Origin of the sequence: Pseudomonas sp. MRSN 12121 (assembly GCF_000931465.1) — a bacterium.
Classification (GTDB): Bacteria; Pseudomonadota; Gammaproteobacteria; order Pseudomonadales; family Pseudomonadaceae; genus Aquipseudomonas.
This window is the reverse complement of record NZ_CP010892.1, coordinates 3,359,542-3,382,302: the sequence shown is the minus strand read 5'-3', so window position 1 is coordinate 3,382,302 and position 22,761 is coordinate 3,359,542. Positions and strand designations below refer to the sequence as shown.

Annotated in this window: 20 protein-coding genes; 9 read left to right on the top strand and 11 right to left on the bottom strand. The window is 66.5% G+C overall.

Features of this window, described 5'->3' with window-relative positions; translation table 11 throughout:
• Positions 1–19 precede the first annotated feature (19 nt).
• Positions 20–1,048, top strand: coding sequence for an LLM class flavin-dependent oxidoreductase (locus tag TO66_RS15310; RefSeq protein ID WP_044463127.1), 1,029 nt, complete (start codon positions 20–22; stop codon positions 1,046–1,048).
• Positions 1,038–2,174, top strand: a complete 1,137-nt coding sequence (locus tag TO66_RS15305; protein WP_044463126.1) for an LLM class flavin-dependent oxidoreductase — start codon at positions 1,038–1,040, stop codon at positions 2,172–2,174. Before TO66_RS15310 ends, TO66_RS15305 begins: the two co-directional genes overlap by 11 nt.
• Positions 2,175–2,180: 6 nt before the next feature.
• Here TO66_RS15305 and TO66_RS15300 read toward each other — a convergent pair whose 3' ends face one another.
• From TO66_RS15300 to TO66_RS15265, 8 genes are all read right to left on the bottom strand, one after another.
• Entirely contained in the window at positions 2,181–3,260 is a 1,080-nt protein-coding gene (locus TO66_RS15300; RefSeq protein ID WP_044463125.1) for a sigma-54-dependent Fis family transcriptional regulator, read from the bottom strand.
• A 120-nt stretch (positions 3,261–3,380) separates the two neighbouring features.
• Entirely contained in the window at positions 3,381–4,616 is a 1,236-nt protein-coding gene (locus TO66_RS15295; RefSeq protein ID WP_044463124.1) for a M20 family metallo-hydrolase, read from the bottom strand.
• Entirely contained in the window at positions 4,613–5,104 is a 492-nt protein-coding gene (locus tag TO66_RS15290; protein ID WP_044463123.1) for an L-2-amino-thiazoline-4-carboxylic acid hydrolase, read from the bottom strand. Before TO66_RS15290 ends, TO66_RS15295 begins: the two co-directional genes overlap by 4 nt.
• A gap of 59 nt (positions 5,105–5,163) precedes the next feature.
• The gene (locus tag TO66_RS15285; protein ID WP_044463122.1) at positions 5,164–6,321 is read right to left on the bottom strand and encodes a branched-chain amino acid ABC transporter substrate-binding protein; all 1,158 of its coding nucleotides are present in this window, start codon (positions 6,319–6,321) and stop codon (positions 5,164–5,166) included.
• Between the two features lie 86 nt (positions 6,322–6,407).
• Positions 6,408–7,124: an ABC transporter ATP-binding protein gene (locus TO66_RS15280; protein WP_044463121.1), complete on the bottom strand. Its 717-nt coding sequence runs from the start codon at positions 7,122–7,124 to the stop codon at positions 6,408–6,410.
• Entirely contained in the window at positions 7,117–7,890 is a 774-nt protein-coding gene (locus TO66_RS15275) for an ABC transporter ATP-binding protein (protein ID WP_044463120.1), read from the bottom strand. Before TO66_RS15275 ends, TO66_RS15280 begins: the two co-directional genes overlap by 8 nt.
• The gene (locus tag TO66_RS15270) at positions 7,887–8,990 is read right to left on the bottom strand and encodes an ABC transporter permease subunit (RefSeq protein ID WP_044463119.1); all 1,104 of its coding nucleotides are present in this window, start codon (positions 8,988–8,990) and stop codon (positions 7,887–7,889) included. The genes TO66_RS15275 and TO66_RS15270 overlap by 4 nt, the downstream gene beginning before the upstream one ends.
• Positions 8,987–9,934, bottom strand: coding sequence for a branched-chain amino acid ABC transporter permease (locus TO66_RS15265; protein WP_044463118.1), 948 nt, complete (start codon positions 9,932–9,934; stop codon positions 8,987–8,989). The genes TO66_RS15270 and TO66_RS15265 overlap by 4 nt, the downstream gene beginning before the upstream one ends.
• A gap of 207 nt (positions 9,935–10,141) precedes the next feature.
• On the opposite strand from TO66_RS15265, the gene TO66_RS15260 reads away from it, so the two are divergent.
• Entirely contained in the window at positions 10,142–11,041 is a 900-nt protein-coding gene (locus tag TO66_RS15260; protein WP_044463117.1) for a LysR substrate-binding domain-containing protein, read from the top strand.
• Positions 11,042–11,172: 131 nt separating this feature from the next.
• The gene (locus TO66_RS15255; RefSeq protein WP_044463116.1) at positions 11,173–11,739 is read left to right on the top strand and encodes a TetR/AcrR family transcriptional regulator; all 567 of its coding nucleotides are present in this window, start codon (positions 11,173–11,175) and stop codon (positions 11,737–11,739) included.
• Between the two features lie 133 nt (positions 11,740–11,872).
• Here TO66_RS15255 and TO66_RS15250 read toward each other — a convergent pair whose 3' ends face one another.
• Genes TO66_RS15250 through TO66_RS15240 form a run of 3 tightly spaced genes read right to left on the bottom strand, consistent with a single transcriptional unit; the run spans position 11,873 to position 17,615 of the window.
• The gene (locus TO66_RS15250; protein ID WP_044463115.1) at positions 11,873–13,294 is read right to left on the bottom strand and encodes an efflux transporter outer membrane subunit; all 1,422 of its coding nucleotides are present in this window, start codon (positions 13,292–13,294) and stop codon (positions 11,873–11,875) included.
• A gap of 4 nt (positions 13,295–13,298) precedes the next feature.
• Positions 13,299–16,430 (bottom strand): efflux RND transporter permease subunit, encoded by a 3,132-nt coding sequence (locus tag TO66_RS15245; RefSeq protein WP_044463114.1) that lies wholly within the window; start codon positions 16,428–16,430, stop codon positions 13,299–13,301.
• Between the two features lie 27 nt (positions 16,431–16,457).
• Positions 16,458–17,615, bottom strand: a complete 1,158-nt coding sequence (locus TO66_RS15240) for a MexC family multidrug efflux RND transporter periplasmic adaptor subunit (RefSeq protein WP_044463113.1) — start codon at positions 17,613–17,615, stop codon at positions 16,458–16,460.
• Positions 17,616–17,757: 142 nt separating this feature from the next.
• Here TO66_RS15240 and TO66_RS15235 point away from each other — a divergent pair, with 142 nt between their 5' ends.
• The 5 genes from TO66_RS15235 (at position 17,758) to TO66_RS15210 (ending at position 22,747) form a co-directional block, all read left to right on the top strand.
• Complete coding sequence (locus TO66_RS15235; protein WP_044463112.1) at positions 17,758–18,366, top strand: TetR/AcrR family transcriptional regulator; 609 nt, start codon at positions 17,758–17,760, stop codon at positions 18,364–18,366.
• A gap of 145 nt (positions 18,367–18,511) precedes the next feature.
• The gene (locus TO66_RS15230) at positions 18,512–18,967 is read left to right on the top strand and encodes a hypothetical protein (protein ID WP_044463111.1); all 456 of its coding nucleotides are present in this window, start codon (positions 18,512–18,514) and stop codon (positions 18,965–18,967) included.
• Between the two features lie 195 nt (positions 18,968–19,162).
• The gene (locus TO66_RS15225; protein WP_038579044.1) at positions 19,163–19,435 is read left to right on the top strand and encodes a hypothetical protein; all 273 of its coding nucleotides are present in this window, start codon (positions 19,163–19,165) and stop codon (positions 19,433–19,435) included.
• A 598-nt stretch (positions 19,436–20,033) separates the two neighbouring features.
• Positions 20,034–20,498 (top strand): (2Fe-2S)-binding protein, encoded by a 465-nt coding sequence (locus TO66_RS15215; protein ID WP_044463109.1) that lies wholly within the window; start codon positions 20,034–20,036, stop codon positions 20,496–20,498.
• Positions 20,498–22,747: a molybdopterin cofactor-binding domain-containing protein gene (locus tag TO66_RS15210; RefSeq protein WP_044463108.1), complete on the top strand. Its 2,250-nt coding sequence runs from the start codon at positions 20,498–20,500 to the stop codon at positions 22,745–22,747. Before TO66_RS15215 ends, TO66_RS15210 begins: the two co-directional genes overlap by 1 nt.
• Positions 22,748–22,761: the final 14 nt, after the last annotated feature.

Genomic DNA, 22,761 nt, shown 5'->3' with positions numbered 1-22,761 from the left:
CCTGTCGCGGAGCCTGCCCATGGCGCTTGAGTTCAGTTGGCAAATGCCGCTCTGCGGCCCCGGTGGCGCGCCCGACTGGGCGGCGCGTCCCGGGCAATGGATTCAACTGGCGCAGGCGGTGGAATACGCCGGGATCGACGGCCTGTGGATTCCCGGTGGCGCCCGGTGCGCCGACAGCCTGGGGGTGGCCGCGGCCCTCTGCGCCCATACCCGGCGGGTCCGGCTGACGGTCAGCGTGCCGCCGGAAGTGATGTTGCCGGCGGCCCTGGCCAGTACCCTGCAAAGCCTGCAATCGATCAGCGCCAACCGGGTCCGCCTGCATCTGCCCGACAGTGAACAGGGCAGCCTGCGCAGCGCGTTCGGCGAATGGCTCAACCGCGACCAGCGCAACGAACGCATCGGCGAGTACCTGGAGATCCTCGACCAGTTGCTGGCCGAGGCGGACGGCGGCTTCAACTACAGCGGTCGTTACTTCCAGCTGGAAAATGCCGGTTTCGCTCGCCGCCCCCTGCCGGCCCCGGCGTTGATCCTCGACGACAGCCAGAGCGGCGCGCTGATCGCCCGCCACGCGGACCTGTGCCTGTTGCGCTCGGCGCCGCCGAACTGGCTGCGCCAGGAAATCGAGCGCCTGCGCGGCAGCGAGCGCGGCGCGGCGCGGCCCCTGGGATTCGCCTGCGCCTTCGGCCTGGTGCTGGGCGACACCGAGGCCTTGGCCTGGGAGGCCGCCAGCCGGCAACTGGCGGCGGACCTGGCGCCGCTGCCGACGCCGGGCGCCGCGGTGCCGCGCCTGCCACGGGATAGCCAGCCGCTGCGGCATTTCGAAATCCATCCGAACCTGGTCCAGCTGCAACCGGGGCAACCGCTGTACCTGGTCGGCACGCCCCATCAGCTCGCCACCCGCTTGCAGGAACTGCATGGCCTGGGCCTCGAACATATCGTCATCCAGGGCCAGCCGGCGGTCAGCGAAGTGTTGCGCTTCGCCGAACGCCTGCTGCCGCTGCTCGATGACCAAGGCCTGCGCAAGGAGCCCTGCCAGCATGCCCAATGACCCGCGCCAACCGATCGAGATCGACTGGTTCCTGCCCACCAACGGCGATGGCCGTCACCTCACCAGCAGCGGCCTGCCGAAGATCGGCCTGTTCCAGCAAGGCGAACGCGCGCCGACCCTGGACTACCTGCGGCAGATCGTGCGCGCCGCCGAACAGTCGGCCTTCGACGGCATCATGGTGCCCACCGCCAGCGGCTTCGAAGACCCCTGGCTGATCACCGCGGTGCTGGCCCAGGAAGTCCGCCGCCTGCGTTTCTTGCTGACCCTGCGCCCGGGCCTCGAACTGCCCGCCTACAGCGCGCACCGCGCGGCCACCTTGCAGCTGCTCAGCGAGAACCGCCTGGACCTGCACCTGGTGAGCGGCTCCAGCCGTTTCGAGCAACGCTCCCTCGGCGACTTCCTCGAACACGACGAGCGTTACGCCCGTACCGCCGAATTTCTCGAGGTGTTCCAGGCGGTCTGGGCCGGCCAGGGCCAGCCCCATCACGGGCGTTACTACCGCAGTGGCGCCGGCAACCCGATCGCGCCCCAGGCCCAGGCGCCGGCGATCTATTTCGGCGGTGCCTCCGCGGCGGCCGAGCATGTCGGCGCCGCCCATGCCCAGACCTACCTGATGTGGTGCGAACCGCCGGCGATGATCGCCGAGCGCATCCTGCGCATGCGCGAACTGGCGGCGGCCTGCGGCCGCAGCCTGCGCTTCGGCCTGCGCCTGCACATCTTCGCCGCGGCCACCGACGATGCCGCCTGGGCCCACGTCGAGCGCCTGCTGGAAGAGATCCCCAAGGAAGCCATCGACCGCGCCCAGGTGCAGATGGCCGCCTACGAGTCGGTGGGCCAGTCGCGCCAGACCGACCTGGTCAAGGGCCGCGGCCGTGGTGCGCGGGAACTGGAAGTCTCGGCCAATCTGTGGGCCGGGGTCGGGCTGGTACGGGGCGGCGCGGGCACCGCGCTGGTGGGCAGCTACCAGCAGGTGGCGGAACGCATCGAGGAGTACCACCAGCTGGGGGGCGACTGTTTCATCCTGTCCGGCTTCCCGCACCTGGAAGAAGCCATTCACCTGGGCGCCGAACTGCTGCCGCAACTGCGCCGCCTGGGCAGCGCCCTGCCCCGCGCCGAACAGCGCTGAGTCGCCCTAGGGCCGGGCCCGGCCCTTGAGCATGCCGTGGTTGACCAGCAAGGTGCGCATGGCATTGCGGGTGATGCCTAGCAGTTGCGCGGTGCGCAGCTGGTTGAAACTGCAGAAGGCGAAGGCTTCGCGCACGATCAGGTCTTCGATGTCGTGCAGCAGCGAATCGCCCGGCACCTCGAACAGCCGCAGCAACTGCTCGCGCAGCACCTCCTGGGGCAGCTTCGAGGCGCCGCCGGAGCCCGGCCCCTGCAGCGCACTGAGGCCGGCGGAAAACTTCAGGTGCTCGGGGCGGATCGAACGCTCGCCGGCCACCAGCAACGCCAGGTGCACGACGTTTTCCAGCTCGCGGATATTGCCCGGCCAGGGGTAGTCGAGCAGCGCCTGGGTGGCGGATTCCGAGAGCATCGGTTCGGTGATGTTCAGGCGCGCGCTGTAGAGCTTACGGAAGTGCTCCACCAGCGGCAGGATATCCAGCGGCCGTTCCCGCAGTGGCAGCACGGCCACCTGGGCGACATTGATGCGGTAGAACAGATCGAGACGGAAGTTGCCGGCCTCGACCGCCTGTTCCAGGTTGACGTTGGTCGCGGTGACCAGGCGGATATCGATCTTGATCGGCTTGCGCGAGCCGACCCGGACCACTTCCTGCTCCTGCAACACCCGCAGCAGTTTCACCTGCAGCGGCAATGGCAGGTCGCCGATCTCGTCGAGAAACAGGGTGCCGCCGTCGGCCTCTTCGAACCAGCCGGCACGACGCCCGGCCGCGCCGGAGAACGAACCGGCCTCGTGGCCGAAGAACTCGCTTTCGGCCAGGTGCTCGCTGATCGCCCCGCAATTGACCGCGACGAAAGCGCCGCTGCGTCCGCTGACGGAATGGATGTAACGCGCCACCAGCTCCTTGCCGGTGCCGGTCTCGCCATTGATCAGCACCGGCGCATCGCTGGGCCCGACACGTTGCAGGTACTCCAGCAACTGGCGGGACCGGGGGTCGGCGAATACCAGCGCCTTCGCCCGGATCGACAAGGGGTCCTTCTCGCCCTGAGGCAAGGTCAGGACCGGGCTCGGATGCCTGTGGGCACTGCTCATGAACGTCTTCCCGGCGGCGGCATTGAACGGATTAAAAGCACTTTACTGGCCGCCGCATATAACTAGAAATATTAAAAATTCATTAGCACATAACCCGAAATTTCAGGCGTTTACCCGCCTTCAAGCCCCCGCCTTGGCCAGGATCGACTGCAACAGCACATTGGCGCCGGCCGTGGCCCACTGGGGGTGGATCTCTTCGGCTTCGTTGTGGCTGAGACCGTCCACGCAGGGCACGAAGATCATCGCCGTGGGCGCCACCCGGCTGAGGTAGCAGGCGTCGTGTCCGGCTCCGGAAATCATCGGCCGGTGGCTGTAGCCCAGGGCGGCGCTGGCGGCGCGGACCACCTCGACGCAGTCGCTGTCGAAGGCGATGGGCGCGTACTGGAAGATCTGCTTGACGCTGTGCTGCAGGCCGATTCCTTCGGCGACCTGCGCCACCGCTTCGCGCAATTTTTGGTCCTGGCGGGCCAGCACCGCCTCGTCCGGGTGGCGGAACTCGACGCTGAAGAACACTCGCCCAGGCACCACGTTGCGCGAATTGGGGAAAATGTTGGCCATGCCCACGGTGGCCCGGCCCTCGGCGCCCTGCTCCAGGCCCAGGCGATTGACCGCCTCCACCACCCGGGCGAACCCCAGCACCGCGTCCAGCCGGTGGTCCATCGGCGTGGTCCCGGCATGGGCGCTGCGGCCCAGCAGTTCCACCTCATACCAGCGCTGGCCTTGGGCCCCGCCGACCACGCCGATGGTCAGGCCCTCGGCTTCGAGGATCGGCCCCTGTTCGATGTGCAGCTCGAACGCCGCATGCACCGCCTGGCCGCCCACCGGATGCGGGCCGGCATAGCCGATGCGTTGCAGCGCCTCACCGATGCTGACGCCTTCGGCATCGACTCGCGACAGGCCGTACTCCAGGTCGAAGACCCCGGCATACACCCCCGAGGCAATCATCGCCGGGGCGAAGCGCGAACCTTCTTCGTTGGTCCAGTCGACCACCTCGATCGGCCGTTCGGTCTCGATCCCCAGGTCGTTGAGGGTGCGCAGCACTTCCAGCCCGGCCAGCACGCCGTAGATGCCGTCGAACTTGCCGCCCGCCGGCTGCGAGTCGCCGTGGGAACCGGTCAGCACCGGCGCCAGCTGGTCGTTGCGGCCGGCGCGCCGGGCAAAGATATTGCCCATGGCATCGACGCGGACCGTGCATCCGGCGGCTTCGGCCCAGGCCACGAACAGATCGCGGCCGCGGCGGTCCTCGTCGCTCAGCGCCAGGCGCGTGACGCCACCCTTGGCGGTGGCGCCGATCTCTGCCATCTCCATCAGCGAAGCCCACAGGCGCTCGCCATTGACCCGTGCCTGAAGACTCATGAACGCGGCTCCTGGGGCTTGGCCCGGTAGCGGAAATCGCAGCGTGGCGCGCCGCCCATGATGGTCTGGGTGCGGGTCAGGTGGATGTCCGGGTTGTAGCCGACGATGAACAGCTCGTCGCGGTTGCACGACAGCAGGTGGCCGATCTCGCCCAGGCCCATCTCGTGGTACATCTCGGCGTAGCGGCAGCGTTTGACGTCGTAGTCGTAGTGCTCGGCGTCGCTGGCGATGATCTCGACCTTGAGCGCGTCGTCCTGCTCCCAGAGCACCTGCAGCTCGACGAAGCTCTTGAGGTCGGCGCCGTTTTCCTCCAGCGCGGCGAAATGCCGGCCGGCCTGGATCGCGGCGTTGCCCACGGCCTCGCCGATCACCGCCGCGGCATGGGCCTGGCCGTGTTCGCGCACCAGGATGTCGTAGATCGGCTTGATGATTTCTGCTTCGATCCGCCGCCGGGCGAGGATGCCCAGTTCACCTTCGAGTTTGCTCATTGTGTGCCTCCATCAGCTCCACGGAACCGGGCGGGCCATGGGACCCGCCCGATGCTTCTCTATTGCGCCTGTGCGCCACCTGCCACGCTCACCGGTTGCCATTGGCCGGCCTTGACCTGGTAGACGGTGAACGACGGGTTCTTCAGGTTGCCCTGGGCATCGAAAGCGATGGTGCCGGTCACCCCCGGGTAATGGCTGGCGCGCAGCACCGGCAAGTAGCGCCGCGGATCGGTCGATCCGGCTTTCTCGATCGCCGCGATCAGCACGCCGACGCCGTCATAGGCGAATGGCGCGTGCAGCTCGATGCCCTGTTTGAAACGTTCCCGGTACGCCTGCTCGAAGGCCTTGCCACCGGGCATCTGCGCCACTGCCAGGCCCGGCTCCAGGGCAATCACCCCCTCGCCTTCGTTCTGTGCCAGTTGCAGGAAGGTCTGGCTGACGAAACCGCCGGCGCCCATCAGCGGCGCCTTGATCCCCAGTTGCTTGATGCGCCGGGCCAGCGGCGCGGCCTGGGAGTCGACCCCGCCGAAGAAAATCAGGTCGGGGTTGTGCCCGCGGATGTTGGTCAGCACCGCGCTGAAATCGATGGTCTTGTCGTCCACGTACTCGCGCGCCACCACGCTGGCACCGCCGGCCTCGACGGCCTTGGCGAACTGGTCCGCCAGGCCCTGGCCGAAGGCGGTGCGATCGTCGATCACGGCGATGCGCCGGGCCTTGAGGGTGTTCAAGGCGTAGTCGCCGGCGACCCGGCCGCCATCGTCGTCATGGCCCATGATGCGGAAACTGGTGTCGAACCCCTGCTGAGTGTAGGCATGCCCGGTGGCGACCGGCGCCACCTGGGCGATCCCGGCGTCGTGGTAGACCCGCGCCGCGGGAATGCTGGTGCCGGTGTTCCAGTGGCCGACCACCCCCACCACCTCGGCGTCGACCAGGCGCTGGGCCACCGAGACCGCCGTGCGCGGATCGGACTGATCGTCTTCGGAGACCAGCTTGTAGGTCACCGCCTCGCCGTTGATCTGCGGATGCCGGGCGTTGGCCTGGTCGATGGCCAGCTGCGCGCCGTTTTCCAGGTCCTTGCCGATCCGTGCCGAGGGCCCGGTCAGCGGCCCGGCGAGGCCGATCGACACCTGCTGGTCGGCCAGGGCCACGGCACTGCCCAGGCTGCCCAGCGCCAGGCCCAGGAGGACGGCGCGTTTGAATGGAGCGGAAGTCTTCATCGGTATTTCCTGTATCAGACAGGCCATGCGCGGCCTGTACGGGCTTGTCGGAACACGCCGGGCGTCCGGTAGCGTCTGTGGTTGATTCATTCCCCGAGGTACGCGGCGCGCACCTCGGGGTCGTCGAGCAGCTCGCGCGAGGCGCCGCTCAGGCCGATGCGGCCGGTGTCCATCACGTAGGCGCGGTCGGTGACCTGCAGGGCAAGCCGGGCGTTCTGCTCCACCAGCAACAGGGTCATGCCCTGGCGGCAGACGTCGTCGATGACCTGGAACAGCTTCTCCACCATGATCGGCGCCAGCCCCATGGACGGTTCGTCCAGCACCAGCAGGCGCGGCCGCGACAGCAGCGCGCGGGCCAGGGCGAGCATCTGCTGTTCGCCGCCGGACAGCAGCCCGGCGGACTGCTGCAAGCGTTCCTCCAGGCGGGGAAAGTGCTCGAACAGCTGGCGGATCTCCTGGTCGACCCGGGCCCGGTCGCGGCGCAGGAAGGCTCCGGCCAACAGGTTCTCCCGCACCGTCATGCGGGCGAAGATGCCGCGGCCTTCCGGAACCATGGCGATGCCCAGGCCCAGCAGTTCATGGGGCGCCAGGCCAAGCACCGGGCGGCCGGCGAAATGGATCTGCCCCTGCGTCGCCGGCAGCAAGCCGGTGAGCGCCTTGAGGCTGGAGGTCTTGCCCGCGCCGTTGGCGCCGATCAGGGTCACCCGCTCGCCCTCGGCGATCCGCAGGTCCAGGGACTTGACCGCTTCGATGGCGCCGTAGCGCACCTGCAGCCCTTCGATGTTCAACAGTGGCTCAGGCATCGGCGCTGGCTCCCAGGTAGGCCTGGATCACCGCCGGGTGGCGGCGTACCTGCTGCGGCGCGCCCTCGGCGATTATCCGGCCGTAGTCCAGCACGCTGATGCGGTCGCACACGCCCATCACCAGTTTCACGTCGTGCTCGATCAGCAACAGGCTGTGGCCGTCGCCGCGGATTTTTTCCAGCAGGCCGCGCAGTTGCAGTTTCTCGCTGGCGTTCATTCCCGCCGCCGGCTCGTCGAGGGCCAGCAGCAAGGGTTCGGTGGCCAGGGCGCGGGCGATTTCCAGGCGCCGCTGATGGCCGTAGGACAGGCTGTCGGCGCGGTAGTCGGCGAAGCCGGCCAGGCCCACGTATTCCAGCAGGCGCCAAGCCTGGTCGCGGGTCCGGGCCTCTTCCTCGCGGGCCCGGCGATGGCGGCTCAACGCGGCCCAGAGGCCGTTATGGGTGCGCACATGGCGCCCGACCATGACGTTCTCCAGCGCGCTCATGGCGTTGAACAGGCGGATGTTCTGGAAGGTCCGGGCGATGCCGGCCCGGGCCACCCGGTGCACCGCCGTGGGCCGATAGGCCCGGCCGTCGAGCTGGAAGCTGCCGGCGTCGGCGCGGTAGAGGCCGGTCATGACATTGAAGAAGGTGGTCTTGCCGGCGCCATTGGGGCCGATCAGGCCATAGATTTCCCCAGGCTGGATGCTCAGGCTGACATCGTTCAGCGCGACGACGCCGCCGAAGTGCTTGTGCACCCCTTCGATCCGCAGCAACGGCCGGTTCATCGCGCACCTCCCGCCGGAGCCGGCCACAGGCCCGCGGGCCGATAGAGCATGGCCAGGATCAGCGCCAGGCCGTAGAACAACTGGCGGATGATCTCCGGGTCTAGCAGCACCTGGCCGAACAGCGCCTGCTGCAACGGCCCCATGCTTGCGCGCAGGGCTTCGGGCAAGGCGGCCAGCAGCACGCAGCCGAGGATCACCCCGGGGACATGGCCCATGCCGCCCAGCACCACCATCGCCAGCACGGCAATCGACTCGTTGAGGGTGAAGGACTCCGGCGACACGAAGCCCTGGAACGAGGCGAACAGCGCCCCGCCGATCCCGCCGAAGGCGGCGCCGATGGCGAACGCCAGCAGCTTCAGGCGGCGGGTATCCAGGCCCATGGCTTGCGCCGCGTCTTCGTCCTCGCGAATCGCCATCCAGGCGCGGCCGATGCGCGAACGCTGAAGGCGGATACAGGTGAACAGGATCAGCAGCACCAGCGCGGCGAACAGGTAGTAGTACAGGTAGACCGACGGCAGGCGCAGGCCGAACAGCTCCTGGCTGCGGCCGAGGTCGATCCCCAGCAGGTGCACCGGGTCGACCTGGGCAATGCCCTTGGGACCGTTGGTGAGGTTCACCGGCCGGTCGAGGTTGCGCAGCAGGATGCGGATGATTTCCCCAAAACCCAGGGTGACGATGGCCAGGTAGTCGCCACGCAGGCGCAGGGTCGGCGCCCCCAGCACCAGGCCGCAGCCGGCCGCCAGCAGCGCGGCCAGGGGCAGGATCAGCCAGATCGAGGTATGCAGCCCCTCGGGCAAGGCCGCCGCCAGGGCCGGGAACTGCGCCAGCAGGTGCGGCGAGGACAGCAGCGCCGCCAGGTAGGCGCCCACCGCATAGAAGGCGATGAACCCCATGTCCAGCAGCCCGGCATAGCCGACCACGATGTTCAGCCCCAGGGCCAGCATGATGTAGAGCAGCGCGAAGTCCAGGGTCCGGACCCAGGTGTTGCCCCCGGCGTGGCCGACCGCCCAGGGGGCCAGGACCAGGGCCAGGGCGAACAGCAGCAGGCCCAGGTGCGCGCGTGTCGTGGAAGGTGTCGCCAGTGCGGTCGTGAAGGTCATGCGCGGCTCGCCAGTCGTTCGCCAAGAATCCCCGAAGGACGCAATACCAGCACCGCGATCAGCACGATGAAGGCGAACACATCCTGATAGTTGCTGCCGAACACGCCGCCGGTGGCCGAGCCCAGGTAGCCGGTGCCCAGGGCTTCGATCAGCCCCAGCAGCAGGCCGCCGAGCATCGCCCCCTTGAGGTTGCCGATGCCTCCCAGCACCGCGGCGGTGAAGGCTTTGATCCCCGGCAGGAAGCCCATGTAGAAATGCGCGCTGCCGTAGTTGCTGGCCATCATGATGCCGGCGAGCGCGGCCAGGGCGCCGCCGATGGCGAAGGTCAGCACGATGATGCGGTTGGGGTTGATGCCCATCAGGCTCGCGACCTGGGGGTTCTCGGCGACGGCGCGCATGGCCCGGCCGAAGCGGCTGCGCTCCACCAGCACCAGCAGCGCCAGCATCACCGCCAGGGCGATGCCGATGGTGGTCAGGGCGGTGGCATGGATGACCGCGCCATGCCCGGAAGCGCCCGGCAGCACCTCGATCGGCGCAAGCGGCAACAATTGCGGGAACATCTGCGGGTTGCGCGTCCACACCAGCATCGCGGCGGTCTGCAACAACAGCGACACACCGATGCCGCTGATCAGCGGGGCCAGGCGTGGCGCATGGCGCAGGCGCCGGTAGGCGACCCGTTCGATCAGCACCGCGAGCAAGGCACAGCAGGCCATGGCGATCACGGTGGCCACTAGCAGGACCGGCACCGCCGGCAGCTCGGGCCAGCCGGCCTGCAGCAGGCGAATCACCGACAGCCCGATCAGGGCGCCGATCATCAGCACATCGCCATGGGCGAAGTTGATGATCCGCAGGATGCCGTAGACCATGGTGTAGCCCAGGGCCACGAGCGCGTAGAGACTGCCCGACATCAAGCCGTTGAGCAGTTGCTGGATAAAGGCATCCATGAAAACCATCAACCCCGTGTACCAAGGGTCGGACTGCAGGGTGCGCCGACCGGAAAACAAGAAGGCGGCACACTAGTTATTTATTCTATTTTTATCAAATATCAGAAATTCATATGGTTATTCGAAATAGAAAAAGCGCCATAACCGCCATAATCACGGCATTTAAGGCGCTTTATTTCTCTATCAGCTTGGTATTTAATTCAACACATGAATAATTTAGAACAGTTAGCCAATGACCCGCCGCTGCGTGCCGTGCGCACTTTCGAAGCCTTCGCCCGCCACGGCGGGGTAAACGCCGCCGCCCGCGAGCTGGACGTCTCCCCTTCCGCGGTGAGCCATCAGTTGCACCTGCTGGAAAGCTTCCTGCAGCAGCCCCTGACCTTGCGCCAGGGGCGCAACCTGATCCTCACCGAGGAAGGCCGCGAGTATTACCGCGCAATCCGCTCGGCTTTCGCCGTGCTGCGCAGCGCCACCGAGCATGTGCGGGAAAAAAGCGCGACGCGCCAGGTCACCATCAGCCTGATCCCGCTGTTCGGCATCAACCTGTTCATTCCGCGCCTGGCAGAGTTCCTGGGCGACCACCCGGAGCTGGACATCAACGTCACCTACGCCAACCACCGCAGCTACCCCAGCGACGCCGCGGACCTGTCGATCCGCTTCGGCACCGGGCACTGGCCGGGGTATCACAGCGAGCCGCTGATTTCCGGGGCGGTCACGCCCTATTGCAGCCGCGCCTTCCTGCAACGCCACGGCCCCATCGACAGCCCCCAGGCGCTGAGCGAACTGCCGCTGCTGCACGACGAAGAGCGCGGCACCTGGGGCCAGTGGCTGCAAGCCGCCGACGTGCGCCACAGCACCGCGCTCAATGGCCTGCTGCTGGAAGACGGCCAGCTGGCCCTCACCGCCACCCTCACCGGCCTCGGCTGTTCATTGCTGCGCGAGCCGCTGGTGGCGCCCCATGTGGCCAGTGGCGAACTGGTGAAACTGTTCGACCTGGAGGTCGACGACGGGCGCCAGTACTACTTGTGCCGCCGCTCCAACAGCGAACTCTCCAGCGCGGGCGTCGAGCTGTATGAATGGATCAAGCGCAGCCTGGTGCAGGCATGAAGCGAGGCTGATTACTCATGCTGCGACTGAGGAAATAATGTCTCAGATGAAGTATTTTCCTCGCTTTTCGTTGAAGCACGGCGCATTTCCTGCACAATGCCTGTCATTGAAATCCGATCCGAGACTAACCGATGTCCCTGACTCCGCACGACGAACGACTTATCAAGGCGCTGGCCCTGGCCATCGTCGATCGCCCGCGGGCGACGCTCAAGGAGCTGGCCGAAGCCGCCGGGGTGAGCAAGGCCACCCTGCACCGCTTCTGCGGCACCCGCGACAACCTGGTGCAGATCATGGAAAACCACGGCAATACCGTGCTCAACCGGATCATCACCGCCACCGACCTGGAACAAGGCGACCCGCTCGAAGCGTTTCGCAGCCTGATCAACGAACACCTGGCACACCGCGAAATGCTGGTCTTCCTGCTGTTCCAGTACCGCCCCGACACCCTGGGCCTGACGGGTGACGACACGGAACTGCAATCCTATTCCGATGCCCTGGACCGCTTCTTCCTGCGCGGCCAGCAACTGGGTGCGTTCCGGATCGATATCACCGCGGCGGTCTTCACCGAGCTGTTCCTGACCATGATCTTCGGCATGGTCGACGCCGAACGACGCGGACGCGCGGCGAGCGCCAATTCGGCCCACCTCCTGGAACAGATGTTCCTGCACGGCGCCGCCGTGGCCGTGAAGCCCCAGTAGCGATCACAGGCCCAGGCCCATCCCCAGGCGCCCATCGGCGCCGCCCTGCTCCGCAAAAAAAAGCCCCGCGACCGAAAGGTCCACGGGGCTAAAGGGCGGTTGGATGCGCCAACCTAGAAGTCGTTACCGATCCTTATTGACCGGCCTTTGCCTGTACCTGTGCCGACCAGCCTCCACCCAGGGAGCGGAACAGGTCGACCAGGGCGATCTGGCGCTGAGTGCTGACCTCGATCAGTTGCGTCTCGTTGACGAAGCTGGTGCGCTGGGCATCCAGGTAACGCAGGTGACTGTCCACCCCGCCTTCGTAACGCGCCTTGGCCAGCTTCAGCGACTCGTTGCTGGTGTCGGCCAGGGAACGCCGCGCGGCCTCCTCCCGGCGCAGGGTATCGGTGGCCGCCAAGGCATCCGCGACTTCGCGAAACGCTGTCTGGATGGTGCCCTCGTACGCCGCCACGGCGGAGTCCTTGCGGGCTTCGGCGAGGCTCAGGCCCGCGCTGTTGCGACCGGCGTCGAACAACGGCAGGGACAGGTTCGGCACGAAGCTCCAGGAGCGCGAGCCGCCATCGAACAGACCGGACATCTGCGCACTGGAGGTGCCGAAGCTGCCAGTCAGGCTGATCCGCGGGAAAAACGCCGCGCGCGCTGCGCCGATATCGGCGTTACGCGCTTGCAGGCGATGCTCGGCGGCGAGGATGTCCGGACGACGCTCGATCAGCGCCGAAGGGGTGCCCGGCGCAATGTCCTGGACCAGCATCGGCTGCTCCTTGCCCAGATCCTGGGGGATCGATTTCGCCGCGTCCGCGGTGCCCAGCAACAGCACCAGGGCATTGAACGCCTGTTGCTTTTGCCGCTGGTTGCTTTCCTCTTCCGCACGGGACTGCTCCACCAGGCCGAGGGCCTCCTGATAGTCCAGCGCGTTTGCGGTGCCGACCGAACGACGCTGGTTGATCAGGGCGAACGAATACTCGCGGCTGGCCAGGGTCTGTTGCGTCAGCTCCAGGCGGCGCTGGGCGCCTTGATGCGTCAGGTACGCCTGGCTGACCTCGGCGATCAGGGCGATCTGCGCCGCGCGCCCGGCCTCCTCGGTGGCCAGGTACTCCTGCAGCGCGGCATCGCTGAGGCTCTTGACCCGGCCGAACAGGTCCAGCTCGTATTCCGGCAGCGACAGGCCCACCTGATAGTTGCTGGCCACTCCCGCCCTGCCGCTGTTGGACAGGTCGGCCGGCACTCGCTGGCGATTGCCCGAGGCGCCCGCGTTGAGCCCGGGCACCCGGTCGGCGCGCTGGATGCGGTACTGCGCGCGGGCCTGCTCGATGTCCAGGAGCGTCTGGCGCAGCGAGCGGTTGTTATCCAGCGCGGTGCCGATCAGGCGCCGCAACTGTGGGTCGACGATAAACGTCTGCCAGGCCAGGTCGTTGATGGCGCTGCCGCGCTGGGCGGCTTCACCGCTCCAGCTGTCGGCCACCGGCGCGACGGGACGTTCATAGGTGGGAGCCAGTGAGCATCCCCCCAGCGCCATGGCGATCAGAAGCGTAGAAAAGGCTGAGATCCGCATGCAATCACTCCTGGGCCGCGGCCGGTTGTTCGATGGGGGCCGGCTTGCTGCGCAACAGCGACAGCACCCAGACAAAGCAGATCGGTACGAACAGCACACCCAGCAGCGTCGCGCTGAGCATCCCGCCGATCACCCCGGTGCCGATCGCACGCTGGCTGGCCGCGCCCGCGCCGGCGGCCAACGCCAGGGGCACCACGCCGAGAATGAAGGCCATGGAGGTCATGATGATCGGCCGGAAGCGCAGGCGGGCCGCCTCGATGGCCGCGTCGCGCAGGCTGTAGCCCTTCTCCCACAGCTCCTTGGCGAACTCGACGATGAGGATCGCGTTCTTCGCCGCCAGGCCGATGATGGTGATCAGGCCGACCTTGAAGTACACGTCGTTCGGCAGGCCGACCACCATCACCGCGAGCACCGCGCCGATCGCACCGATCGGGACGATCAGCATCACCGTCAGGGGAATCGCCCAGCTCTCGTAAAGGGCTACCAGCAACAGGAACACCACCAGGATCGCGAGGGCGAACAGCTGCGTGGCCTGGCCGCTGGAGACCTTTTCCTGGTAGGACAGGCCGGTCCATTCGTAGCCGATACCCGCCGGCAGTTGCGCGGCCAGGTGCTCGATTTCCGCCATGGCCTGGCCGGTACTGAAACCGGGGCCGGCGTCGCCCACGATACGGATCGACGGATAGCCGTTGTAGCGCACCAGTTGTACCGGCCCGTCCTCCCAGCGTGTGGTCACGAAGGCGCTGAGCGGAACCAGGTCGCCCTTGGCGTTGGGCACATACAGCTTGAGCACGCTCTCCGGGGTCATCCGCGAGCCCTGCTCGGCCTGGATCACTACCCGCTGCTGGCGACCGGCGTTGGTGAAGTCGTTGATCACGTTCGAACCGAAAGCCGAGGACAGCGTGCCGCTGATGGTCTCGAAGTTCACACCCAGGGTGCGTGCCTTCTCACGGTCGATCACCAGGCGCAGTTGCGGCGCTTCGGCCAGGCCTTCCATCATCGCGTAGAGGAACTTGGGATTGCCCTGGACCTGGCTCAGCAGCGTATCCCGGGCTTGCAGCAACGCCTCGCGACCCAGGCCGCCACGGTCCATCAGGCGCAACGCGAAACCACCGGAGTTGCCCAGGCCGTCGATAGGCGGTGGCGACACGGCCATGATGGTGCCGTCGCCAGGGACCGCGAAGTGTTCGTTCAGCGCGGCGATTTCCGCCTCGGCCGACTGTTGCGCATTACGTTCCGACCAGTCCTTGAACGTCGGGAATGCCAGCGCAGCGTTGTCGCCCTGGCCGGAGAAGCTGAAGCCCGACACCAGGAACACCGAAGCCACGGCCTCGCGGGACTTGAGGAAGCGTTCGAGTTCTGCACCGGTGGCGTCGGTACGGGAGCGCGCCGCGCCGGGCGGCAGTTGCACATCGACCACCATGTAGCCCAGGTCTTCCGAAGGCACGAAGGCTTCCGGCAGGCGCAGATAGAAGTAGCCGAGCACGCCGATGATGCCGACGTACACCAGCATGAAACGCGCGGCACGGGCCACCAGCTTGGAGTTGAGGACCGAGTAGCGCTCGGTGACGCGGGCGAAACCACGGTTGAAGGCGCCGAAGAAACCGCCCTTCTCGTGATGCCCCTCGGGGACCGGCTTGAGCAGCGTGGCGCACAGCGCCGGGGTGAAGGTCAGCGCGAGGAAACCGGAGAACAGGATCGATACCGACAGCGACACCGAAAACTGCTGGTAGATGACCCCCACCGAACCGGCCATGAACGCCAGTGGCAGGAACACCGCCGACAACACCAGGGTGATGCCGATGATGGCCCCGGACACCTGCTGCATCGCCTTGATCGTCGCATCGACCGGGGACAGCCCCTCTTCGGCCATGATCCGTTCGACGTTTTCCACCACCACGATGGCGTCGTCCACCAGGATACCGATCGCCAGGACCATGCCGAACATGGTCATCATGTTCACCGAGAAGCCCATCAGGTACATCACCAACAGCGTACCCAGCAGGCACACCGGCACGACGATGGATGGAATCAGGGTGTAGCGCACGTTCTGCAGGAACAGGAACATCACCAGGAACACCAGGACCATCGCCTCGATCAGGGTGTGGATCACCTTCTCGATGGCCACGTCGACGAAGCGCGAGGTGTCGTAGGGAACGGAATACTCCATGTTCTCGGGGAAGAACGCCGACAGCTCGGCGAGGCGCGCCTTCACCAGGGTCGCGGTCTCGATGGCGTTGGCGCCAGGCGACAGCTGGATCGCGCCGCCCACGGTCGGGTTGCCGTTCAGGCGCGAGGACAGGTTGTAGCTCTCCTTGCCGACTTCCAGGCGCGCGACATCGGCCAGTTTCAACAGCGAGCCGTCTTCATTGGCGCGCAGCACGATCTGGCCAAACTCGGCCGGATTGTCCAGGGTGCCCTTGACCGCCAGCGTCGCGGTCAGCTCCTGCTCCGAAGTGCCCGGGGCGGCGCCGAAGGCACCGGCCGGCACCTGGACGTTCTGGCCACGAATGGCGTTGCTCACGTCGTCGATGGACAGCCCGTAGCCCACCAGTTTCTGTGGGTCGATCCACACGCGCATGGCCGCTTCGGAGGAGAAGAATTGCAACTTGCCGACGCCGGGCAGGCGCCGCAGCTCGTTGTTGATGTTGCGCGCGGCGTAGTCGCCCAGCGCCGTGGTGTCGCCATTCGCGCTGCCTTCCTTGTAGCTGAGCGCATAGATCAGCAGGAAACCGGCGCTGGACTGCTCGACCTGCAGGCCCTGGGTCAGCACGGCTTGCGGCATGCGCGCCTCGGCCTTCTTCAGGCGGTTCTGCACGTCCACCTGGGCCAGATCCGGGTCGGTCCCGGGCTGGAACGTGACCACGATTTCGGCGACGCCGTTGGAGTTGTTGGTCGACTCGAAATAGAGCAGGCCCTTGGCCCCGTTGAGCGACTCCTCGAGCACGGAGGTGACCGAGTCCACCAGTACCTTCGCCGAGGCGCCGGGATAGGTGGCGGTGATGGTGATCTGCGGCGGCGCGACGCTGGGGTACTGCGCCACGGGCAGCTTGGAAATGACCAGCAGGCCCGCCAGTGAAATGAACAGCGCCACTACCCAGGCGAAGTTCGGGCGCTTGATGAAGAATTGAGACATCGGAAAATCCTCGCGGCGAACTCGGCCTTACTGTTTCGAGTCAGGCAACTGAGCCTGGGCCTGGGGCTGGCTGGGCACGACCTTGGCACCCGGTTGCAGGCCGGCCAGGCCACCGACGATGACCTGGTCCCCCGCCTTCAAGCCTTCGCTGATCTGCCAGCGCGAACCCTGCATGGCGCCGGTGCGCACCGCGCGCGCCTCGACCCGCTCGTCCGCGCCGATCACCAGCACCTGGGCGCTGCCATCGCTGGTGCGTTGCACCGCGCGTTGCGGCACGAGGATCGCCTGGTTATCCGTGCCCTGGGGCGTAGTCACCCGCACATACATGCCCGGCAGCAGGGTGCCGTCTGCGTTGTCGAACTTGCCGCGCAGGACAATCTGCCCGGTGCCGCGATCCACCGCCACGTCGGTGAACAGCAAGGAGCCCTGGCGCTCGTAAGGCGTGCCTTCGACGCGGATCGACAGCCCCTTGTTCTTGTCGCCGGAGAGTTTTCCGTCCTTGAGCAACTCCCGCAGGCGCAGCGCCTCGGCCGCGGACTGAGTGAAGTCGACATACACCGGGTTGAGCTGCTGCACCCGCGCCATCAAGGTGGCGTCACCCTGGCCGACCAGTGCGCCCTCGGTCACCAGCGCGCGGCCGACGCGGCCGGAAATCGGTGCGGTAACCGAGGCGTACCCCAGGTTCAGCCGCGCGCTTTCCAGATCGGCCTGGGCCGAACGGGTGGCGGCCTGGGCGCTGCGCAAGTCGGCGGTGGCCGTGTCGAAGTCCTGCTGGCTGACCGCTTCGATCTTCACCAGCGGTTCGTAGCGCCGGACCCGTGCCTGGGCCTCCTGCACCGCGGACTGGGCCCGCGCCAGCTCGCCTTCGGCACGCGATACCGCCGCCTTGAGCGGCGCCGGATCGATCTGGAACAGCAAGTCGCCGGCCTTTACATCGGCGCCTTCCTCGAAATGCTTTTTCATGACGATGCCGGCCACCCGGGCCCGCACTTCCGCCACACGCATGGGCTCGACCCGGCCTGGCAGCTCCGAGGTCAGGGCCAGGGGTTCGGTCACTGCCGCGACCACTTCTACCGGGCGCGCCACTTCGGCCACGCTCTCTTGTTCATTCGCCGGACCACAGCCAGCCAGCGCAATGGCTGCTGCCAATGAGCCTGCCATCCCTATTGCACGCAAATTGCCCATAAATCACCCGAGGCTTGATTGAAAACGGCTCGAATGCTACTTTTTAAAACACTATGAGTCAACAATGACTCATTTGAGTTCTATTTGTAATATTTCAGAAACCTGGACAGTGGCCCGCAATAACATCCGCCCGAGGCTTGCGATGAACCCGATTTCCCATGACGAACTCCTGCTCAAGACGCTGACCATGGCCGTCGTCCAGCGGCCGCGCGCCACCATGAAGGAGCTGGCGCAACTGGCAGGGGTAAGCAAGGCGACATTGCACCGCTACTGCGGCACGCGGGAAAACCTGGAACAACGCCTGGAGGCGTATGCCAAGGACGTGCTCAGCCGCGTCATCAGCAACGCCGGACTACAAAGCGCAGAGCCGCTGGAGGCGTTGCGGCGGTTGATCAGGGAACACCTCGCCCATCGCGAGCTGCTGGCCTTCCTGCTGGTGCAGTATCGACCCGACTTCCTCGACTTCGAGCGCTGTGACGTGCGTTGGCAGTCTTATATCGAGACGCTGGACGCGTTTTTCCTGCGCGGCCAGCAACAGGGCGTGTTTCGCATCGACATTACCGCGGCGATTTTCACCGAGCTGTTCATCACCCTGGTCTACGGGATAGTCGACGCCGAACAGCGCGGGCGGGCCGCCAATGCCAATTCGGCAGGCACCGTGGAACAGATGTTCTTGCATGGGGCGCTGCGCCCCCGTGCCTCCAGCGAGCCTTCGCGCGCGCTGGAGGCGCCAGCCCTCAGAAATGAGTGAACGCGTCGCTGATGCTGGCAACCGGTGGGTGATTGGGATGCAGCATGAATAATCGCCAGGGCCGACGCTGAGCACCGGGTGCCGGGGCAACGCTCAAGCCCGCCGGCCAATGGCCGATACCCTTGGCGATATCAAGGAGAAGCCCATGTCGATCAACCCAACCGCCCTATCCCTGTCTTCTGTCGTCACGCCTCGAACCGCGCCGGCCGTCTCGACCGAACCTTCCGTTGACGAGGCCCAGGCCGCTCCCCAGGAAAGCGTCAGGGTCTCGCTGTCCGAAGAAGGAAAAGCCAAGGCCGCCAAGGAGCAGGACAAGTACGCGGATATCGATGCCAGCAACCTGCCGGATAACGTAAAGAAACTCCTCAAGGCGATTCGCGAGATCCAGGAGAAGATCGAGGAAAAAATGCAGGAGCTCGATGCGGTCAAGAATGACCCGTCATTGAGTGAAAAAGAACGCCAGGCCAAGACCCAGGTGATCCAGGTCGAATTATCGGTCCTGAGCAATCAGCTGACGTCCAGGAACAATGACCTGAACAAACTGCAGCTTTCCAAGGCCGACAAAGATACCGCCTCTCAGCTCTTGCTATCCAAGGGCTGATCCGGCACCCGGCGGTAAATTCCAGGCTTTTATCGATTTGTCAATAGTGCCGTTGAGCGACTGTGTGGAAGACCGCGCGCGAGTAGGCTTTTCAGGGCGTCCCCCTACGCGAATGCCTGATCTGTTCGGGTGACCGATAAAGGCAGGTCGGGCCGATTTAAAAGCCCCACGTCAGGAAACTGAAAGGAATCGAACATGAACAAGTCCATCACCGCCCTGGCCGTCTCCGCCGCGCTCGCCTTCACCGTAACGGCCGCGAACGCTGTCGTGCATCCGACCACCACTCTCCAGGCTCCCCAGGCCGTCAATCAGGTTACAGCCTCTGCCGACACGCCTTTCGGCACCCAGAAAAAGGCCAGCGAAATCCAGGTGGCCAGCCTGGCCAGAAGTTGCTCCGATGAGCGCTATTCCTGGTGGGAATATAGCGGTTGGGAAATCGTCGGCTGCCTCGCCAGCGGCCAGTGGTAAGTCGCCACAGGGTGCTGGTGCGCGGCAAGCGCGCACCGGCACCTGTGACATCGCCACAGCCGGGGCTGCATGCCCGTTTCTCGGGCAGAATCGACGCCCGACACAGGCTCCCCCTCCCTCGCCACCAGGGCATCTAGCCTCATCACCGCCACAGGTCTGCATCGCCAGCCCCGTCTACCCCGCCCTCCCTCGCCGCCAGGCTGTCCCCGGTACCGGGCCTGCGCCGCTCTAGCGCAATCCTCTTGAATTCTTGCCTGATCCTCTGGAGTTGGCCGCTATCGGATAGGAAACCCGTTACCCCTGGGCTAGAGTCCGCCGATGAGGAGCCAGCCGTCATGACCCATGCCAGCGCCGGCCAGGCATCGGTCCTGGCCCACATCGTCGACCTACCGGGCGACCGCCCCCTGAACCACCGGCGCCAGCAAGCGCCGCGAGCGGTACACGCCACCCTTCAGCCCTTGCGCAGACCGCACCAGCCCCTGGCCCGGAACGCGATTGGCCGGCCCCGATCCTGACTACGCTGTATTGACCCGGAAGGCGCCACGCCGCGCGTTCCTCGAAAACCAAGAACCACCAACCGATGATCAGCAGGTGAGCCATGGAACTACGAATCAACCAGAAGGCCTATCAGGTCGATGCCGACGCCGACACGCCCTTGTTGTGGGTGATCCGCGATGACCTGGGACTGACCGGCACCAAGTACGGCTGCGGCCTGGCCCAGTGCGGCGCGTGTTCCGTGCTGGTGGACGGCAATGTGGTGCGCTCCTGCGTCACCCCGGTCTCCGGGGTGGTCGGACGCGAAGTCACCACCATCGAGGCGATCGAAGCGGACGACGTCGGCAAGCGCGTGGTGGCCGCCTGGGTCGAGCACCAGGTGGCGCAATGCGGCTACTGCCAGTCCGGGCAGGTGATGGCGGCCACCGCGCTGCTCAAGCACAACCCCAAGCCCAGCGACGCGCAGATCGACGCGGCGATGGTCAACCTGTGCCGTTGCGGCACCTACAACGCCATCCATGCCGCCGTGCACGACCTCGCACAGCCCGCCAACAAGGAAAGCGCCTGATGAACAAGCCCATCGACTCCGCTGAAGCACTCCTGGGCCTGGCGCTGGACGAGCCGGTCAACCTGTCCCGCCGGCGTTTTCTGGCCAGCACCGCGGTAGGTGCGCTGGTGCTTGGGTTCGGCCTGCCGCTGGGTTCGGCCAGGGTCCAGGCCGCCACGGCGACCACCACGGAACGCGGGACCCAGGTCCCGGCGTTCCTCGAGATCCGCCCGGACGGCAGCGTGCGCCTGCTCAGCCCCTTCATGGAAGGCGGCCAGGGCACCCACACCGCCATGGCGCAGATCGTCGGCGAGGAGCTGGACGCCGACCCGGCCACCTTCGTGGTCGAGAGCGCGCCGCCTGGCGAGGCCTACGTGGTGATGGAAAACGGCATGCGCATCACCGGCGGCAGCATGTCGGTGCGCATGAGCTACCCGGTCATGCGCCGCCTCGGTGCCCTGGCCCGGGCCATGCTGTTGCAGGCCGGCGCCGAGCAGCTCGGCGTGCCGATCGCGCAGCTGTCCACCGAACCGGGCCGGGTGGTCCATGCGGCTTCCGGGCGCTCCCTGGGCTACGGCGAACTGGCCACACGCGCCCTGGACATGCCGGTCCCCGATCCGGCCAGCGTCACCCTGCGCGACCCGAGCCAGTTCCGCTGGATCGGCAAGCCGGTGCGGCGCATCGACGCCTACGAAAAATCCACCGGCAAGGCGCAGTACAGCATCGATCTCAAGGTCGACGGCATGCTCCACGCCGCCGTGCAGCACGCTCCCCGCCTGGGCATGACCGTAGGCAGCCTGCGCAACGAAGCGCAGGTCAAGGCCATGAAAGGCGTGGATTCGGTCCATCAGTTGCCCGGCGCGGTAGCGGTGGTCGCCGAGCGCTGGTGGCACGCCAAGCGTGCGGTGGAAGCCCTGCAAGTCGACTGGCTGGAGCCGGCCGCCGATGCGCCGGTGCGCACAATGCCGGCCGATTTCTCCAGCGACGGCTTCCGCGAATTTCTCGCCGCCCAGCAAGGCCCGGCCCGCGACGACGAGAACCAGGGCGATGTGGCGGCCGCCCTGGCCGGCGCCAAGACCCGGGTCGAGGCCAGCTACCACAACCAGTACCTCAACCATGCCCAGCTGGAGCCGCCTTCGGCCCTGGCGCGCTTCAACCCCGACGGTTCGCTCGAGGTCTGGCTGCCGAACCAGGCGCCGGACATGTTCCTCGCCGATATCGCCAAGCGCACCGGGCTCGACCCTGCCCGCATCACCCTGCACTCGCCGCTGCTGGGCGGCTTTTTCGGCCGGCACTTCCTCTATGACTCGGCCAGCCCCTACCCGCAGGCCATCGCCCTGGCCAAGGCGGTCGGGCGTCCGGTCAAGCTGATCTGGAGCCGTGAGGAAGAGTTCCTGCGCGACGTGCTGCGCCCGGTCGCGGTGGTCAAGTTCCGCGCCGGACTGGACGCCGAGGGCCTGCCGGTGGCCATCGAGGCGGTAAGCGCCACCGAAGGTCCCACCGAAGCTCTCATGGGCAAACAGGGGGAGCAAATCGACCCCACCGCTCTTGAAGGACTGTCGGGCAAGTCCTACGCGATTGCCAACAAACGCATCGCGCAGATCTACGTCAAGGGCCCGGCCATGCTGGGTTACTGGCGTTCGGTGGGCAATTCGCTGAATGACTTCTTCTATGAAGCCTTCCTCGACGAACTGGCGGACAAGGGCGGCCATGACCCCTATGAGCTGCGCCTGCACCTGCTGCGCGACAACGCGCGCCTGACCACCTTGCTGCAAGCGGCCGGCGACTTGTCCGGCGGCTGGAAGCGCGGCCCGTTCACTGCCGAGGACGGCACCCGGCGCGCCCGCGGCGTGGCCATGGCCTCGCCGTTCGGCTCGCACACGGCGGCGATCGCCGAGGTGTCGATCGAAAACGGCCAGGTCAGGGTCCACGACATCTGGCAGGCGATCGACCCGGGCAGCATCGTCAACCCGGCGATCGTCGAGGCCCAGGTCAATGGCGCCGTGGCCCTGGGGTTGTCGCAGACGCTGCTTGAGGAAGCGGTCTACGTGGACGGCAAGCCACGGGCGCGCAACTACGACCTGTACCCGATCCTGCCGCCGGCACGCATGGCGCGGGTGCATGTACGGGTGGTGGAGAGCGGCGAAAAAATGGGCGGCATCGGCGAACCGCCGTTGCCCGCGGTCGCCCCGGCGGTGGCCAATGCGGTGGCGCGGCTGACCGGCCAGCGCATCCGCAGCCTGCCATTGAGCCGATACACCTTCAGCTGACCGACAAGGACTGC

Excerpts from the sequence above, each read along its gene's own strand:
- TO66_RS15235 (WP_044463112.1), top strand. The coding sequence starts at position 17,758 with ATGAACCCGATTTCCCATGACGAACTCCTGCTCAAGACGCTGACCATG.
- TO66_RS15250 (WP_044463115.1), bottom strand. The coding sequence starts at position 13,294 with ATGCGGATCTCAGCCTTTTCTACGCTTCTGATCGCCATGGCGCTGGGG.
- TO66_RS15295 (WP_044463124.1), bottom strand. The coding sequence starts at position 4,616 with ATGAGTCTTCAGGCACGGGTCAATGGCGAGCGCCTGTGGGCTTCGCTG.
- TO66_RS15240 (WP_044463113.1), bottom strand. The coding sequence starts at position 17,615 with ATGGGCAATTTGCGTGCAATAGGGATGGCAGGCTCATTGGCAGCAGCC.
- TO66_RS15225 (WP_038579044.1), top strand. The coding sequence starts at position 19,163 with ATGAACAAGTCCATCACCGCCCTGGCCGTCTCCGCCGCGCTCGCCTTC.
- TO66_RS15285 (WP_044463122.1), bottom strand. The coding sequence starts at position 6,321 with ATGAAGACTTCCGCTCCATTCAAACGCGCCGTCCTCCTGGGCCTGGCG.
- TO66_RS15280 (WP_044463121.1), bottom strand. The coding sequence starts at position 7,124 with ATGCCTGAGCCACTGTTGAACATCGAAGGGCTGCAGGTGCGCTACGGC.
- TO66_RS15255 (WP_044463116.1), top strand. The coding sequence starts at position 11,173 with ATGTCCCTGACTCCGCACGACGAACGACTTATCAAGGCGCTGGCCCTG.
- TO66_RS15215 (WP_044463109.1), top strand. The coding sequence starts at position 20,034 with ATGGAACTACGAATCAACCAGAAGGCCTATCAGGTCGATGCCGACGCC.
- TO66_RS15300 (WP_044463125.1), bottom strand. The coding sequence starts at position 3,260 with ATGAGCAGTGCCCACAGGCATCCGAGCCCGGTCCTGACCTTGCCTCAG.
- TO66_RS15305 (WP_044463126.1), top strand. The coding sequence starts at position 1,038 with ATGCCCAATGACCCGCGCCAACCGATCGAGATCGACTGGTTCCTGCCC.
- TO66_RS15310 (WP_044463127.1), top strand. The coding sequence starts at position 20 with ATGGCGCTTGAGTTCAGTTGGCAAATGCCGCTCTGCGGCCCCGGTGGC.
- TO66_RS15210 (WP_044463108.1), top strand. The coding sequence starts at position 20,498 with ATGAACAAGCCCATCGACTCCGCTGAAGCACTCCTGGGCCTGGCGCTG.
- TO66_RS15245 (WP_044463114.1), bottom strand. The coding sequence starts at position 16,430 with ATGTCTCAATTCTTCATCAAGCGCCCGAACTTCGCCTGGGTAGTGGCG.
- TO66_RS15230 (WP_044463111.1), top strand. The coding sequence starts at position 18,512 with ATGTCGATCAACCCAACCGCCCTATCCCTGTCTTCTGTCGTCACGCCT.
- TO66_RS15260 (WP_044463117.1), top strand. The coding sequence starts at position 10,142 with ATGAATAATTTAGAACAGTTAGCCAATGACCCGCCGCTGCGTGCCGTG.
- TO66_RS15265 (WP_044463118.1), bottom strand. The coding sequence starts at position 9,934 with ATGGATGCCTTTATCCAGCAACTGCTCAACGGCTTGATGTCGGGCAGT.
- TO66_RS15270 (WP_044463119.1), bottom strand. The coding sequence starts at position 8,990 with ATGACCTTCACGACCGCACTGGCGACACCTTCCACGACACGCGCGCAC.
- TO66_RS15275 (WP_044463120.1), bottom strand. The coding sequence starts at position 7,890 with ATGAACCGGCCGTTGCTGCGGATCGAAGGGGTGCACAAGCACTTCGGC.
- TO66_RS15290 (WP_044463123.1), bottom strand. The coding sequence starts at position 5,104 with ATGAGCAAACTCGAAGGTGAACTGGGCATCCTCGCCCGGCGGCGGATC.